This window comes from Pseudomonas sp. HP_01 (genome assembly GCF_055284355.1).
The window spans coordinates 1-13638 of the sequence record NZ_JBTOPV010000026.1; the positions used below are offsets into that span (position 1 = coordinate 1).

The following is a 13638-nucleotide window of genomic DNA, read 5'->3' on the forward strand; positions in this document are numbered from 1 at the left end:
GGCGGCGAACAGTGAGATCTGGTGGCAGACGCTGGTCTTTTCCCGGCTGAATGGAACCGGTCCCACGGAATCACCGCGTACTTTAGTGGGACCGGCTTTAGCCGGGAATGCATCGGTTGTTACACCGCAGGGCAATTGACGTACTGCAGATGCGCGCTTGCCCGCGAATGCGTAGGCACGTACGACCCTTATGCGTCGGATGTACTGGCCTCTTCGCGGGCAAGCGCGCTCCTACACTGATCGGCGGCGAGCAGTGAGATCTGGTGGTAGACGCTGGTCTTTTCCCGGCTGAATGGAACCGGTCCCACGGAATCACCGCATACTTTAGTGGTACCGGCTTTAGCCGGGAATGCGTCGGTTGTTACACCGCAGGGCAATTGGCGTACTGCAGATCTGTAGGAGCGCGCTTGCCCGCGAAGGCGTAGGCACGTACGACCGTTATGCGTCGGATGTACCGGCCTCTTCGCGGGCAAGCGCGCTCCTACACTGATCGGCGGTGAACAGTGAGATCTGGTGGCAGACGCCGGTCTTTTCCCGGCTAAAGCCGATCCTACTGACGCACTTCGATCATCCTGTAGGACTGACTTCAGCCAGAAAATCCTCGCGCACCAGCCCGTGCCGCTGCATCTTTTCGTTAAGTGTGCGGCGGGGGAGTTGCAGTTCGGTCATGACTGCCTTGATGTCGCCCCGGTGCCGTCTCAGTGCCGAGCGAATGCAGTGGGCTTCGAATGCTTCTTGCTGCGCCACCAACGATTGCCCTATCGGGGTCCCTTGCGCAGCGGGACCGTCCAGCCCCAGCCCCAGCACCTGGCGCTCGGCCGTATTCGCCAGCTCGCGCACGTTCCCCGGCCAGTCGTGGCTGAGCAGATGACTGAGTTGTTCACCGCTCAACGTCGGCACGCTGCGGCCGAGGCGCTCTGCCGCATTGCGCGCGAAGTGGCTGAACAGCATGGGGATGTCTTCCCGCCGTTCACGCAGCGGTGGCAGGCGCAACTCGGCGATGTTCAGCCGATACGCCAGATCCTCGCGGAAACGCCCGGCCCTGGCTTCGTCCAGCAGATCGGGCTTGGTCGCGGCAATGATGCGCACATCAATGTCGATGCTCTGGTTCGAACCCAGTCGCTCGATCCGCCGCTCCTGAATCACCCGCAGCAGCTTGACCTGCTGCGCCAGGGGCATGCTCTCGATCTCGTCGAGGAACACCGTGCCGCCGTGGGCATATTCCAGTTTGCCGATTCGCTTGCCTTGAGCGCCGGTAAACGCGCCGCTTTCGTGGCCGAACAGCTCGGCTTCGAACAACTGCTCCGGGATCGCCGCGCAGTTGACCGCAACGAACGGCTTGTCTGCCCGCGGACCGAAGTCATGCAGGCAACGCGCGACCATTTCCTTGCCGCTGCCGGTCTCGCCGCGAATCAGCACATTGACCGGCAATTGCGAGAGGTCCAAGACCTGCCGCCGCAATGTCTGCATCGTCGGCGACATGCCCAGCAGCGTTGCATCCAGGCGCGAGCGGTTGTCCGCCTGCTCATGCAGCGCGCGGTTTTCCAGCACCAGGGCACGTTTCTCCAATGCCCGCCGCAGACTGCCGAGCAGGGTTTCAGGGGTAAACGGCTTCTCCAGAAAGTCATAGACGCCATCGCGCATGGCGTCCACGGCCATCGGCACGTCACCGTGCCCGGTCAGCAAGATCACCGGCAAATCGCGATCTCGCCGCTGCAACTCGGCCAGCAACTGCAAGCCATCCATGCCAGGCATGCGCACATCGCTGAGGATCACGCCGGGGAAGTGCTCCGGCAGATGCGCCAGGCATTCCTCGGCACGGCTGAACAGGCGGACCTCGAACCCGGACAGCGAGAGCCATTGCTCCACCGCTTCCCGAATGGGGGCCTCGTCGTCCACCACGATTACCGAGTTCAGCATGGGGTGTCGGCCTCCGGGGCCTTGGTAAGACAGAAGAAAAACCGCGCGCCGTTGTTAATGTTTTCGGCGCTGAGCCGGCCGCCCAGTTCATGGACGATGGCAAACGAAACCGCAAGTCCCAGGCCCAGTCCATCGCCCACCGGTTTTGTGGTGAAAAACGGATCGAATACATTGGCCAGATGCTCTTCGGCAATTCCGCCGCCACTGTCGATCACCGAAACGCACCAGTGCTCGCTTTGCGCGTCGATGCGGATCTCCAGGCGCTTGAGCGGTTTGTCGCCCATCGCGTCCAGGGCGTTGCGCATCAGGTTGATCAGCACCTGTTCCAGCCGAATCGCGTCGCCGCGCACCCAGGCCGGACGCGTCAGGTCGAGCACGCAGCTGACGCGCTCTTCGCGAATCCGCGCGTCCAGTAACAGCAGCGCCTGATCGACCACGGTGGCGAGATCGAGGCGTTCGCGCAGGCCGCTGGGGCTTTTGCGGGCGAAAGTTTTCAGGTGGCCGGTGAGCGCAGCCATGCGTGTCAGTTGCTGATCCAGCAAGCTCAACGCCTTGTACGCATCGTCGACACGGCCATGCTCCAGCAACAGGCGCAGGGTCGCGAGTTGCATGCGTTGCGCCGTCAGCGGCTGGTTGATTTCGTGGGCGAGGGCGGCGGACATCTGGCCGAGCGCCGCCAGTTTGGTCGACTGCACCAGACCGTCCTGGGCGGTGTGCAGGTCCCGCGTGCGTTCGTCGACCAACCGCTCGAGCTCTTCGCGACTGCGCTGGCGCACCCGGCCAAGTCGCCAGCGCTGATACAGAAACAGCCCGAGGAACACCAGTGTCAGCCAGATGCCTGCCGCCGCAAGACCGGCATTGCGCTCGTCTTCACTGGCAGGCTGAGGTTTACGCAGCAGGTGCAGGGTCCAGCCCTCGCTTGGCAGCGGCATCGACTGCCACAAGAAATCGGCCTGCTCGGTCGGGGCGTCGACGCGGCTGAGCTGGCTGTTCTCGCCGAACGTACGCACCGGCTCCTGATGCAAGAGCGCCAGCGGCTGCTTGTCGTACTGACGCGTGCTGGCCAGTTCGGCGCGGTCTTGCTCTGTGAGAGGCCGCAGGGCCCGGTAGCGCCAGCCCGGCTGATTGGCGATGAAGACGATGCCCTTGGCGTCACTGACCAGCAGCAGGTCATCGTTTTGCGCCCAAGTGTGTTCCAGGTCCGGAAACTCCAGCTTGACCACCATGGCCCCGATGAACTGCCCAGCCTCGTCGCGCACCGCGTTCGACAGGAAGTAACCCGGGATGCCGCTGGTCACGCCGACGGCATAAAAGCGCCCGACGCCGGTGGCGCGGGTTTGCGTGAAGTAGGGACGGAAGCCGTAATTGTGGCCCACGTAGCTGCTCGGCAGACGCCAGTTGCTGGCGCCGACGGCAAGGCCGTTGCGGTCGAGCAGTTCGAGGGTGGAGGACCGGGCAGCGCCGTTGATCTGCTCCAGTTTGAGATTGAGCGCCTGGGTGGTGTCAGCGCTGACCGGCCCGCTCAGCGCCCCCCGCAGTTGCGGATCGAGGGCCAGAACAGCCGGCAGTGCCCGGTAGCGCTCGATCAGGGTTTGCAGCGTGTTGGCATACAGCGCCAGTCGATCCCTGGAACGTTCAGCGTCTTCTTCCAGGGCATGCCGCTGAGCTTGATGCATCGCCAGTGTCGCCGCAATGACGGCACCGGCGAGGATCAGCAACACGTAGAGCACAAGGCGGACGGAACGGGGCATGGGCATGACCTCCTTTCAGTGGCTGGCGCATTCGCCCCGAATTCCTGCCTTACAGCAAATTGAACGTCGTCTCTTTCACGTTCTCCGAATCCAGTCCGATCATCAGCTTGAACTCCCCAGCCTCGGCTGCGTACTTCAGCGACGGGTTGAAGAACTTCAGGTCTTCTTCGGTCAGGGTGAAGCTCACGGATTTCTCTTCGCCAGGGTTCAGCATAATCTTCTGGAAGTTCTTCAGCTCTTTGACCGGGCGGCTGATCGAGGCGGCGACGTCGCGCAGGTAAAGCTGGACCACGGTTTCCCCGGCGACCTTGCCGGTGTTCTTGACCATGACGCTGGCGGTCAGCTTGTCCTTGCGGGTCATCTTGTTGATCGACAGGGTGATGTCCGAGACGCTGAACTGCGTGTAGCTCAGGCCATAACCGAACGGGAACAGCGGGCTGGTCGGCTCTTCGAAGTAGTTCGAGGTGTAGTTCGAATCGTTCGGGCGGTACGGGCGACCGGTGTTCAGGTGGTTGTAGTAGGCCGGCACCTGACCCACGGAGCGCGGGAAGGTCATCGGCAGTTTGCCCGATGGGTTGTAGTCGCCGAACAGCACGTCAGCCAGGGCATTGCCGCCCTCGGTGCCGAGGAACCAGCTTTCCACCATGGCGTCGGCCAGCTCGTTTTCTTCACCCAGCGCCAGTGGCCGGCCGTTCATCAGCACCAGCACCAACGGTTTGCCGGTGGCTTTGAGCGCGCGGATCAGCTCACGTTGACGGCCCGGGATCACCAGGTCCACGCGGCTCGCCGCTTCGTGGGACATGTTGCGCGACTCACCGACCACCGCGACCACCACGTCCGCCTGCTGAGCGGCCTTGACGGCTTCGTCGATCATCTCCTGCTCGGGACGCGGGTCGATGGCGATCTGGTCGTCCATCTTGTTCAGGTAGGTAATGGCGTGCTGGTTGTCGGTGACGTTGGAGCCCAGCGCGTAGACCAGCTTGGCCTTGTCGCCGACCGCCGCTGCGATACCGTCGTAGGCATTGACGGTCTGACGCGCCAGACCGGCCGCCGACCAGCTGCCCATCATGTCCATCGAGCTTTTGGCCAACGGACCGATCACAGCGATGGTGCCTTGCTTCTTCAGCGGCAGGGTGTCGTTCTGGTTCTTCAGCAGTACGACGCTCTTGCGCGCGACATCGCGGGCTTCAGCGCGGTGCAAACGATTTTCGGCGTTACGGTCGGCCGGGTCATCCACTGCCGCGCCGATACGCAGGTACGGGTTGGCGAACAGGCCCATTTCCCACTTCGCGCCAAGCACCTCACGCACGGCATTGTCGACTTCTTTCTCCGACACTTCGCCGCTCTTCACCAGCCCCGGAAGCTCTTCGCCGTAGGCTTTGTCGTTCATGCTCAGGTCGACGCCGGCTTTGATCGCCAGCTTGGCGGCCTCGCGGAAGTCCTTGGCCACGCCGTGGTCGATCAATTCCTTGATCGCGCCGTGGTCGCTGACCGTCACGCCTTTGAAGCCCCAATCCCTGCGCAGCACGTCCTGCAGCAGCCAGGCGTTGGCGGTGGAAGGCACGCCGTTGATGGAATTGAGCGCGATCATCACGCCGCCGGCGCCAGCGTCAATCGACGCGCGGTACGGCGGCAGGTAGTCCTGCTGCATGCGCACCGGGCTCATGTCGACGGTGTTGTAATCGCGACCGCCCTCGACCGCGCCATACAGCGCGAAGTGTTTGACCACCGCCATGATGCTGTTGGGCGCCTGCATGCTGGTGCCCTGGAACGCGCGGGTCATGGTGGCGGAGATGCGCGACACCAGATACGTGTCTTCGCCGAAGCCTTCGGAGCTGCGGCCCCAGCGTGCGTCGCGGGTAATGTCGACCATCGGCGCGAAGGTCATGTCCACGCCGTCGGCCGCCGCTTCGATCGCCGAAACGCGACCGGTGCGGGTGATGGCGTTCATGTCCCAGGTCGACGCGAGACCCAGGCTGATCGGGAATACCGTGCGCTGGCCGTGGACGACATCGAAGGCGAAGAACATCGGGATCTTGTTGCGGCTGTGCCCGGCAGCGTCCTGCATGGCGCGGTTGTCCGGCAACACGACGGAGTTGAACGTGCCGCCGATGCGGCCTGCGGTGATTTCCTTGAGAATTTCCGGCTTGGGCATCTCCGGACCGATGCTGATCAGGCGCAGTTGACCGATCTTCTCGTCGAGGGTCATTTGCTTCATCAGGTTGGTGATGAATGCATTCTTGGCTGGCAGCGTGGAAGCGGTGCCGACGCCGTTGGTGGCGCTTTCGGCCCAGGCGGACTGACTGACCAGGCCGATGACGAGACTCAGTAAACACAGCTTATTCATGAATGGTTTTCTCAAGGCGTTGCCGGCAACTCGCGCGTAATACCGGTCAGCCATTGTTATAGGTGTCGAACCTTTGGTTTTTATTGTCGTCAGGACGGCAACGTTGCTGAACTCCTGCCTCATATGAGCATCAGTAGCGCAACGAGTTTTATCTGATTGTGGCCCTGCAATCCAGAGCCCTGACAACGCGATGGGGCAGGATTATGCCGGGGATCGTCCAGTTTGGCTAAAGTCATGACTGACAGGACTAATTATTGATGAGTACAGGGAGCACGCACGCCATGCAAACAGAGCGTTATGACCACAGCCGGGGCAGTCGTTACAAATTGTCACTGGTGTTGATGATGCTGCTGACAACACTGTTGTCCGGCTGCGGGATCAACAACATTCCGACCTACGACGAGCAGGTCAAGGCCGCTTGGGCGCAGGTGCAGAACCAGTATCAACGCCGCGCCGACCTGATCCCCAATCTGGTGGAAACAGTGAAGGGCTACGCCAAGCAAGAGCAGGACACCCTGACCGCCGTTATTGAGGCGCGGGCCAAGGCGACGTCGATTCAGGTGGACGCCAGCACCCTGAACGATCCGGCCAAGCTCAAGCAGTTCCAGGATGCACAGGGTCAGCTGACCGGCGCATTGAGCCGTTTGATGGTGGTCTCGGAACGCTATCCGGACCTGAAATCCAACCAGAACTTCCTCGCACTGCAGTCCCAGCTTGAAGGCACCGAGAACCGCATTGCGGTGGCGCGTCGCGACTTCATCACGTCGGTCGAGCGTTACAACACCGAGATCCGCACCTTCCCGGGCCGTCTGTGGCATACGGTGATGTACAGCGATCTGCCGGTGCGTCCGAACTTCGAAGCCACTGCCGCTGACGCTGACAAAGCGCCGCAAGTGAAGTTCTGATGGGACGCGCGCGCCGGGGAGTGCTGGTCGCGTTACTGACGATGTCGGTGGGTGTGTTTGCCCAGTGGGCTCAAGCCGACCTCACGTTTCCGCCGCTGACCGGGCGCGTCGTCGACACCGCCGGGATGATCGACGGCCCGAGCAAAGAGCATCTCGAACAGATGCTGCGCGCCCATGAAGAACTGACCACCGAGCAAGTGGTGGTGGTCACGTTGCCAGACCTTCAGGGCTCGACCATTGAAGACTACGGCTATCAGCTCGGTCGTCACTGGGGCATCGGGCAGAAGGGCAAGGACAACGGCGCCCTGTTGGTGGTCGCCCGGGACGAGCGCAAGGTGCGCATCGAAGTCGGTTACGGGCTGGAAGATCGACTGACGGATGCGCAGTCATCGGTGATCATCAATCAGATCATCACCCCGGCGTTCCGGAAGGGTGATTTCGTCGGCGGTATCAGCAAAGGCGCCGAAGCGATGGTGCAGGTGCTCGGCGGCGATCCTCTTGCCGAGCCCGCGGTCGGCGCGACCGGCAGCGCAGCGGCGAGCGAGGACGAAGGCGTCGACTGGAAAGTGACCCTGCTGTTTCTGGTGCTGTTCGTGGTCATCAGTTACATCAGCGCACGTTCCGGACGGGGCAGGTCCATCGGCTCCGGTGGCGGCGGTGGATTTGGCGGTTTCGGTTCTGGCGGCTCAGGCGGCTTCGGGTCAGGAGGGTCGGGCTCCGGCTCCGGCGGTATGCGCGGCGGCGGTGGTGGATTTGGCGGGGGCGGTGCCTCCGGTGGCTGGTAGTTGTTCGCTCAGGAAGGGTTTGCTTGCATGACATTGCTCAACAAAGACGAACAGCAACAAGTGGCCCACGCCATCGAGACCGTCGAGCGTCAGACCGACGCGGAGCTGGTGACGGTGCTGGCGACCAGTGCCGACGACTACACCTATGTGCCGCTGATCTGGGCCGGGGTTATCGCGCTGCTCGTGCCGGGGCTGATCAGCCTGCTGACGGGCTGGTTCAATGCCAATCATTTGCTGCTGGCGCAGGTTGTTACGTTCATCGTCGTGGCGCTGGTGTGCCGGCTGCCCGGCATCACCACGCGGCTGGTGCCTGTCCGCGTGCGGCACTGGCGGGCGGGCAATCTCGCCCGTCGGCAGTTTCTCGAACAGAACCTGCACGCCACCGCCAATGGCACCGGCGTGCTGATTTTTGTCAGCGAAGCCGAGCGCTATGTCGAGATCATCGTCGACGACGGCATCGCCCGGCGTGTGGACAACGAAGTCTGGCGCGCGATGGTCGAGACGTTCACCAAGCAGGTGAGGGAAGGCAGGATTCTGGAGGGGTTTGTCGGGTGCATTCGTTCGTGCGGCGACGTGCTGAGCGAGCAAGTGCCGGTGACCCAGGCGCGCAACGAGTTGCCGAACCGGTTGGTGGTTTTAGACTGAGTCGTACTTGATCGCTGCGGCGCAGATCTTGGCGGCCCATACGGCTCCCACAGAAGGGTATCGCTGTGCGACCGCGTGGTGTCAGGAAATGATCGTTCCCGCACCAAGCGTCTGGCTCACTCAACTGGAAATGGACTACGATCTGCGCAGCCATGGGCTGAACGCTGCTGGCCACTGTCGTGGGTTTGCCGATGCTTCTGGTGCCTACGCCAAACGAAATCGCGGATCTGCGGGCCAATGTTGTTTTTCTGGAAGCCCGAGGGGGCAAAATTCAGCTCACCCAGTGTGGCCCAAGCAGCAATAGGGTTTTGTGCACAACTAGACATCAAAGCGAACACCGCCAAAAATGGGGCTTTCGGGTGGGGCAAGGACGGCAATTGGATGATTCTGCAGGGTATTAACATGTGGTTAATTTTTTAATTTTTTTGTTTTTGAAAAACAGGGAGCTTTTATGTCTTTTGATGCGTTTATGAAGGTTGATGGTGTTGAGGGCGAGTCTCTTGATGATGGGCACAAAGGTTGGATTGAATTGCTTTCCTACCACTACAACGCCATGCAATCCATAAGTCAGACTGCCAGCTCCAGTGGTGGAGCTTCTGCTGGAGGGGTTTCCCTTGGCGATTTCCAGATCAGCAAATATCTGGATAGAGCCACCCCAAAGCTATTTGAGCTTTGCTGTAGAGGTTCCCATATCAAAAATGTGACTATTCGAATCCATCGTGCAGGAACTGAAAAATTCAAGTATCTGGACATCGTGCTTGAAGAGGTGCTGATTTCATTAGTAAGCGGGCAGGGGACCGACCAATCTGGTTTCCCTGTAGAAGTGGTCACCCTAAATTACGGTCGAATCAAATTTGAATATTCACAACAGCGTCGTGCTGATGGTGGTAGTGCCGGTATCGTGTCTGGTGGTTGGGACAGGACTGCTAACAAGCCATTTGCGTAAGGAAACGGATTAGGGATCAATATAGAAAACTGAAAAAAGCGTACGCTAAGAATCCGACTTGTCAGGTCAAGGCCATAGAGATGGAGCCTCGGGGGTTAGAAAACCCTAGTCTGGCGTGGTACCAGTAAGCCGACTTGACTGTGTAGAGGCTTTCCTCCGTTTCACGTTCCTTAACGTACGCTTTTTCCCAAGTTATGTGCGCCATCCGTGAGAGGTTAAAGTGCTCAAGCTATTTTCGTGAAAACCAGCGTATGGGTTCATACTGGGTAGGAATGCAACATGTGTGGAGAAACATACTTACAAGTGCAATCCAACCAACCGTATCATTGCCTTGAAGTATAGGTTTTAAGTCAGGAAAAATAATGTCGTACCCATATTCTACGGTACTCATGTGAAATGATCCAAAAAAGATAGTTAGAGATAAAAATATAATAAACCATTTCCATTTAAAATTTTTTCCCGAAAAATATCGCGATAAAATATATAAGGAGGAAAGCACTATCAAAGATAATAATAGGTATGAGATTGAAACATAAATATTATTTCCCATTGGACTTGTACTCCAGGTACATAGATCTACCTGTCACGCTATCACTGATGCCTTCAAATACAAGTGCCCTAGTACCCATTGTCTTATAAGCTCTCATATAATCTGTATTTATATACCTAAACAGACGCCAAGTGTCTGGCTTTAATACCATTCTGCTGACGCCATATGCAGAAAGTCCTAAGTCAACAGCACCATAGGCCATATCCCCTTCGAGTGTGTCGCCTAGTAGGCCCTGATAAGCTTTTCTAACAGGGCCTTGAGTGTCGGAACGATTTTCCAAGAGGTTGCGTCCGTTCTCATAGATATTATTAGAACCATGTGCCATCAGGGGAGCACCTACGAATAGGCACAGCGTACCTACTGAGCCGTAGCAGATTCCAGCTCCTGCTGCGATTTGAAATGCCCCGGCGATTACACCAATACCTTTCTGAGCAACCTCTAGTGACTGACTAAGCAGACTTTTTTGCTCATCCTTTATCTCTTTTAAACCATCTGAAGGGCTTTTTTTTCCTTGCGAAACGTCATTTAAAATGCTTTTAGTGTAATAAGATATTTCGTGGTTGAATTGTAAGCGTAGTGTGCCGTTTTTGATGTATCGAACACCTAAGATACATGCTTGGTTCCCAAGTTCTCCGGCCGCAGCACTGACCATCAAGTAATCGCTGCTACCAGGCTTGCAACTTTTGTTTTTTGGTTTCATTAGTTATTTCGCCTAGCTGTAAAGTCGTTCATGGTACTTATCAATTCCTTAAGTAAGCTCCGCCATTCACCCAATTAAGCGTTTTGGGATCGCGTGCTGCTTCGAGCAGCACTCCCTTTTTCCGGTACTCAGTGATTAGCTTGACCCGGTCGCCCTTGGAGAATAGTGCGGAATTCACCCAGTACAGGTTGGCCGAGCGAGGGGCCAAAAAGCGGTTTAGCAGCAGCGCCTTGAAACCGGTGTGGAACGTACGCTCCCCCATGTCCAAAACGCGGCCGTTCAATCCATTACCAAACCAGTAGAGGTACACCAAGTCAGCGAAGCCGCCCGTCATGCTGGTGTTCTGGTACTCATCTAAAATCGCTTGAAAGACCCGCACGCCGGTCTTTGTCAGCCCGTACATGGCCTGTACTCCGGCAGCAAACACCTTGACGAACTCGGCGTCATCACGTCCCTCCACGGTGTGTATGGTAGCCACAGCAGATACTTCGCCTCTCAGCGTGTTAACGAGGTCGCTGCTGCGGCCTGTACGGACGTAGCGACGTTTAGTGATGACAGCGTTGTCCTCGATAAGAGTATTACGGTCTGGCGAGTACTGACGGTTCAGTTCGCGAAGGGTGGGTGCTTTGTTTGTCGTCACAACCGCAAGTCCCTATGCTTTTTTCTGCGGTCAAACCGTAACTCCCTGGAGGCGATACCGCAACTTTTATGGTTTTTTTCTACGGTGCCCCCGTAGGTGTCCGACTGAGTGATGATCGTTCCCGCGCTCCGCGTGGGGATGCCTCCTCAGACGCTCCGCGTCATTTAATTGCACCTACTCCTTACGACCCGCCTAAAATAGCGCCTCGCATTTCCGCTCCCGAGGCGCTTTCCGATGTCCGTTACCGCACCCGCCACCCTTCCTGCGCAGGATCACCGCGCTCAGTTTCTGAGTCTGCTCGACACCTGCCTGACGCAAAATTCGCTGATCAAACTGGTGCTGGCCAAGTACGTCGGAAGTGAAGCGGAGTTGCAGCGGGTCATCATCAAGCCCGTGACGGTCAAGGATCAGCCGTGCCTGTCCTTCGTCTATCGCTACAAGACCCGCGACATCACCAAGAATCACCCACTGGCCGAGGCGCAGACGCTGATCGCCAGCCTGCTGCCCGAGTCCTTCAAGAACGCTCATCTGCTGTCGCTCACCGATGAAGTGCAGCTGGAATTCAGCAAGAAGGGCAAGAGCACGCTGTTCCGTAACAAGGCCCAGCAAGAACGCGAAGCCCCCACCGCCGAGCATGACCGCGAGAAAAAGCGTTATCTGGAACTGAGCCGGCCGTTCCTCACCGACCTGGGCGTGACCAACAAGCAGCACGAGCTGATCCCGGCGATGTCGCGCAAGTGGAAGCAGATCAACAAGTTCATCGAGGTGTTCTCCCACGCGCTGGCGACGTCGCCGATCAAGCTGGACACACCGGTGACGGTCGCGGATTTCGGTTCGGGAAAGGGCTATCTGACCTTCGCCATTCACGATTACCTGCGCAACACCTTGCAGGCCGAAGGCAATGTCACCGGCGTCGAGTTGCGTGAGGACATGGTCACCCTGTGCAACAACGCCGCCGCGCGGCTGGAGCATCCGGGGCTGGTGTTCAAGTGCGGTGACGTGCGTTCGGTGGCGCCCAGCGAACTGGACGTCATGATCGCCTTGCACGCCTGCGACATTGCCACGGACTACGCGATTCACACCGGCATCCGCTCGGGCGCCTCGATCATCATGTGCTCGCCGTGCTGCCACAAACAGATCCGCCTGCAGATCCAGAGCCCGACCCTGCTCAAGCCGATGCTGCAATACGGTTTGCACATGGGCCAGCAGGCCGAGATGGTTACCGATGCCTTGCGCGCGTTGCTGCTGGAAGCGTGCGGGTATGAAACCAAAGTCTTCGAGTTCATCTCGCTGGAGCACACCAACAAGAACAAGATGATCTTGGCGGTCAAGCGGGCTACCCCGGCGGATCCTGCTGAATTGCTGGCGAACGTTCAGGAGCTGAAAGTGTTCTACGGCATTCAGGAGCAGTGCCTGGAGCGCTTGCTCCAGGCGGACGGCTTGCTCGGCTAAACGCGAACGGCGGCAACGGGTTTGGGTGCAATCACAGCTGTTTTACGCCCGATGGCCAGCACGACCACGACACCGGCGGCGAAGATCCAGGTCGTCGGATCAATGTGCTCGCCGAAAAACAGCGCCGAGAAGGCCATAGTGAAGAACAGCTGCACCAGCTGAATCTGGCTGACCCGCGCGATGCCGCCCATGGCCAGCCCGGCGTACCAGGCGAAGAATCCGATGAATTGCGAGAACAGCGACACGTAGCCGAAGGCCCACCAGGTGCCGGGGGAAATCGGGCCCTGGTGCTGCCACGCCAGATAACTGACGGGCACGATCAACACCGGAATTGAAATCACCAGCGCCCAGCAGATCACCTGCCAGCCCCCCATTTCTTTCGCCAGACGCCCACCTTCGGCATAACCCAGCCCGCCGATCGCCACTGCGGCGACCATCAGCACATCACCGGCCTGAAGATTGCCGGCGCCGCTGATCAGCGCGTAACCCAGCACTAGAACGCTGCCCATGGCCGCGCAGGCCCAGAAGGCTTTCGACGGCCGTTCGTGGGATAGCCAGGCGGCATAGATGGCGACCAGCAACGGTTGCAGGCCATTGACCAGTGCGCCATGGGAGGCGGGCAGGGTTTTCATCGCCCATGCCGACAGCACCGGGAAACCAACGATCACACCCAGTGCGACCACCATCAGCGCCTTGAACTGCGCGCGGGTCGGCCATTTTTCCCTGCGCCACAGCAGCAATGCTGCCGCCGGCACCGCCGCAAACAAGGCGCGGCCCAGCCCGTTGAGCAAGGGATGGATTTCCTGCACCACGATGCGGGTCATGGGCAGCGTCAGACTGAAGATCACCACGCCGATCAGTCCGAGGACCATTCCGGTGTTTTCACGAGAGGACATAGTGGGGCGTGCCTTGTTCTTGTTGGTGCGAAACGCACGGGTATTCAGCCACAGAACCGGGGCGGCGGCCCTTTACAGATGGGCGCGGAATCGTCCGTACA

Annotated in this window: 11 protein-coding genes; 5 read left to right on the forward strand and 6 right to left on the reverse strand. The window is 59.0% G+C overall.

What is annotated here, in order from left to right:
• Positions 1 to 567 precede the first annotated feature (567 nt).
• Genes ACYAR8_RS15485 through bglX form a run of 3 tightly spaced genes read right to left on the reverse strand, consistent with a single transcriptional unit; the run spans position 568 to position 6018 of the window.
• A complete protein-coding gene (locus tag ACYAR8_RS15485) occupies positions 568 to 1920 on the reverse strand; it encodes a sigma-54-dependent transcriptional regulator (RefSeq protein WP_463580357.1) in 1353 nt (450 codons plus the stop codon).
• Positions 1914 to 3677, reverse strand: coding sequence for a sensor histidine kinase (locus tag ACYAR8_RS15490; protein WP_463580358.1), 1764 nt, complete (start codon positions 3675 to 3677; stop codon positions 1914 to 1916). Before ACYAR8_RS15490 ends, ACYAR8_RS15485 begins: the two co-directional genes overlap by 7 nt.
• Before the next feature lie 43 nt (positions 3678 to 3720).
• On the reverse strand, positions 3721 to 6018 hold the full coding sequence (gene bglX / locus ACYAR8_RS15495) for a beta-glucosidase BglX (RefSeq protein WP_463580359.1): 2298 nt from the start codon (positions 6016 to 6018) through the stop codon (positions 3721 to 3723).
• Positions 6019 to 6359: 341 nt separating this feature from the next.
• Here bglX and ACYAR8_RS15500 point away from each other — a divergent pair, with 341 nt between their 5' ends.
• The 4 genes from ACYAR8_RS15500 to ACYAR8_RS15515 all read left to right on the forward strand — a co-directional run bounded on the left by ACYAR8_RS15500 (position 6360) and on the right by ACYAR8_RS15515 (position 9299).
• Complete coding sequence (locus tag ACYAR8_RS15500) at positions 6360 to 6923, forward strand: LemA family protein (RefSeq protein ID WP_425438866.1); 564 nt, start codon at positions 6360 to 6362, stop codon at positions 6921 to 6923.
• The gene (locus ACYAR8_RS15505) at positions 6923 to 7708 is read left to right on the forward strand and encodes a TPM domain-containing protein (protein ID WP_463580360.1); all 786 of its coding nucleotides are present in this window, start codon (positions 6923 to 6925) and stop codon (positions 7706 to 7708) included. The genes ACYAR8_RS15500 and ACYAR8_RS15505 overlap by 1 nt, the downstream gene beginning before the upstream one ends.
• A 27-nt stretch (positions 7709 to 7735) precedes the next feature.
• A complete protein-coding gene (locus ACYAR8_RS15510) occupies positions 7736 to 8353 on the forward strand; it encodes a TPM domain-containing protein (protein WP_463580361.1) in 618 nt (205 codons plus the stop codon).
• 451 nt (positions 8354 to 8804) lie between these two features.
• A complete protein-coding gene (locus ACYAR8_RS15515; protein WP_074888738.1) occupies positions 8805 to 9299 on the forward strand; it encodes an Hcp family type VI secretion system effector in 495 nt (164 codons plus the stop codon).
• A gap of 539 nt (positions 9300 to 9838) precedes the next feature.
• Here ACYAR8_RS15515 and ACYAR8_RS15520 read toward each other — a convergent pair.
• A complete protein-coding gene (locus tag ACYAR8_RS15520) occupies positions 9839 to 10549 on the reverse strand; it encodes a DUF4225 domain-containing protein (protein ID WP_074888741.1) in 711 nt (236 codons plus the stop codon).
• A 40-nt stretch (positions 10550 to 10589) separates the two neighbouring features.
• Complete coding sequence (locus tag ACYAR8_RS15525; protein ID WP_074888745.1) at positions 10590 to 11189, reverse strand: hypothetical protein; 600 nt, start codon at positions 11187 to 11189, stop codon at positions 10590 to 10592.
• 234 nt (positions 11190 to 11423) lie between these two features.
• Between ACYAR8_RS15525 and ACYAR8_RS15530 the strand changes: the two genes are divergently transcribed.
• Complete coding sequence (locus ACYAR8_RS15530; RefSeq protein ID WP_463580362.1) at positions 11424 to 12641, forward strand: class I SAM-dependent methyltransferase; 1218 nt, start codon at positions 11424 to 11426, stop codon at positions 12639 to 12641.
• Here the strand turns inward: ACYAR8_RS15530 and ACYAR8_RS15535 are convergent.
• Positions 12638 to 13537: a DMT family transporter gene (locus tag ACYAR8_RS15535; RefSeq protein WP_074888751.1), complete on the reverse strand. Its 900-nt coding sequence runs from the start codon at positions 13535 to 13537 to the stop codon at positions 12638 to 12640. The two genes, ACYAR8_RS15530 and ACYAR8_RS15535, sit on opposite strands and share 4 nt — an antisense overlap.
• Positions 13538 to 13638 lie beyond the last annotated feature (101 nt).

Bases quoted from the DNA above. Each gene is read 5' to 3' on its own strand.
- ACYAR8_RS15485 (WP_463580357.1), bottom strand. From the start codon at position 1,920: ATGCTGAACTCGGTAATCGTGGTGGACGACGAGGCCCCCATTCGGGAA.
- ACYAR8_RS15490 (WP_463580358.1), bottom strand. From the start codon at position 3,677: ATGCCCATGCCCCGTTCCGTCCGCCTTGTGCTCTACGTGTTGCTGATC.
- bglX (WP_463580359.1), bottom strand. From the start codon at position 6,018: ATGAATAAGCTGTGTTTACTGAGTCTCGTCATCGGCCTGGTCAGTCAG.
- ACYAR8_RS15500 (WP_425438866.1), top strand. From the start codon at position 6,360: ATGATGCTGCTGACAACACTGTTGTCCGGCTGCGGGATCAACAACATT.
- ACYAR8_RS15505 (WP_463580360.1), top strand. From the start codon at position 6,923: ATGGGACGCGCGCGCCGGGGAGTGCTGGTCGCGTTACTGACGATGTCG.
- ACYAR8_RS15510 (WP_463580361.1), top strand. From the start codon at position 7,736: ATGACATTGCTCAACAAAGACGAACAGCAACAAGTGGCCCACGCCATC.
- ACYAR8_RS15515 (WP_074888738.1), top strand. From the start codon at position 8,805: ATGTCTTTTGATGCGTTTATGAAGGTTGATGGTGTTGAGGGCGAGTCT.
- ACYAR8_RS15520 (WP_074888741.1), bottom strand. From the start codon at position 10,549: ATGAAACCAAAAAACAAAAGTTGCAAGCCTGGTAGCAGCGATTACTTG.
- ACYAR8_RS15530 (WP_463580362.1), top strand. From the start codon at position 11,424: ATGTCCGTTACCGCACCCGCCACCCTTCCTGCGCAGGATCACCGCGCT.
- ACYAR8_RS15535 (WP_074888751.1), bottom strand. From the start codon at position 13,537: ATGTCCTCTCGTGAAAACACCGGAATGGTCCTCGGACTGATCGGCGTG.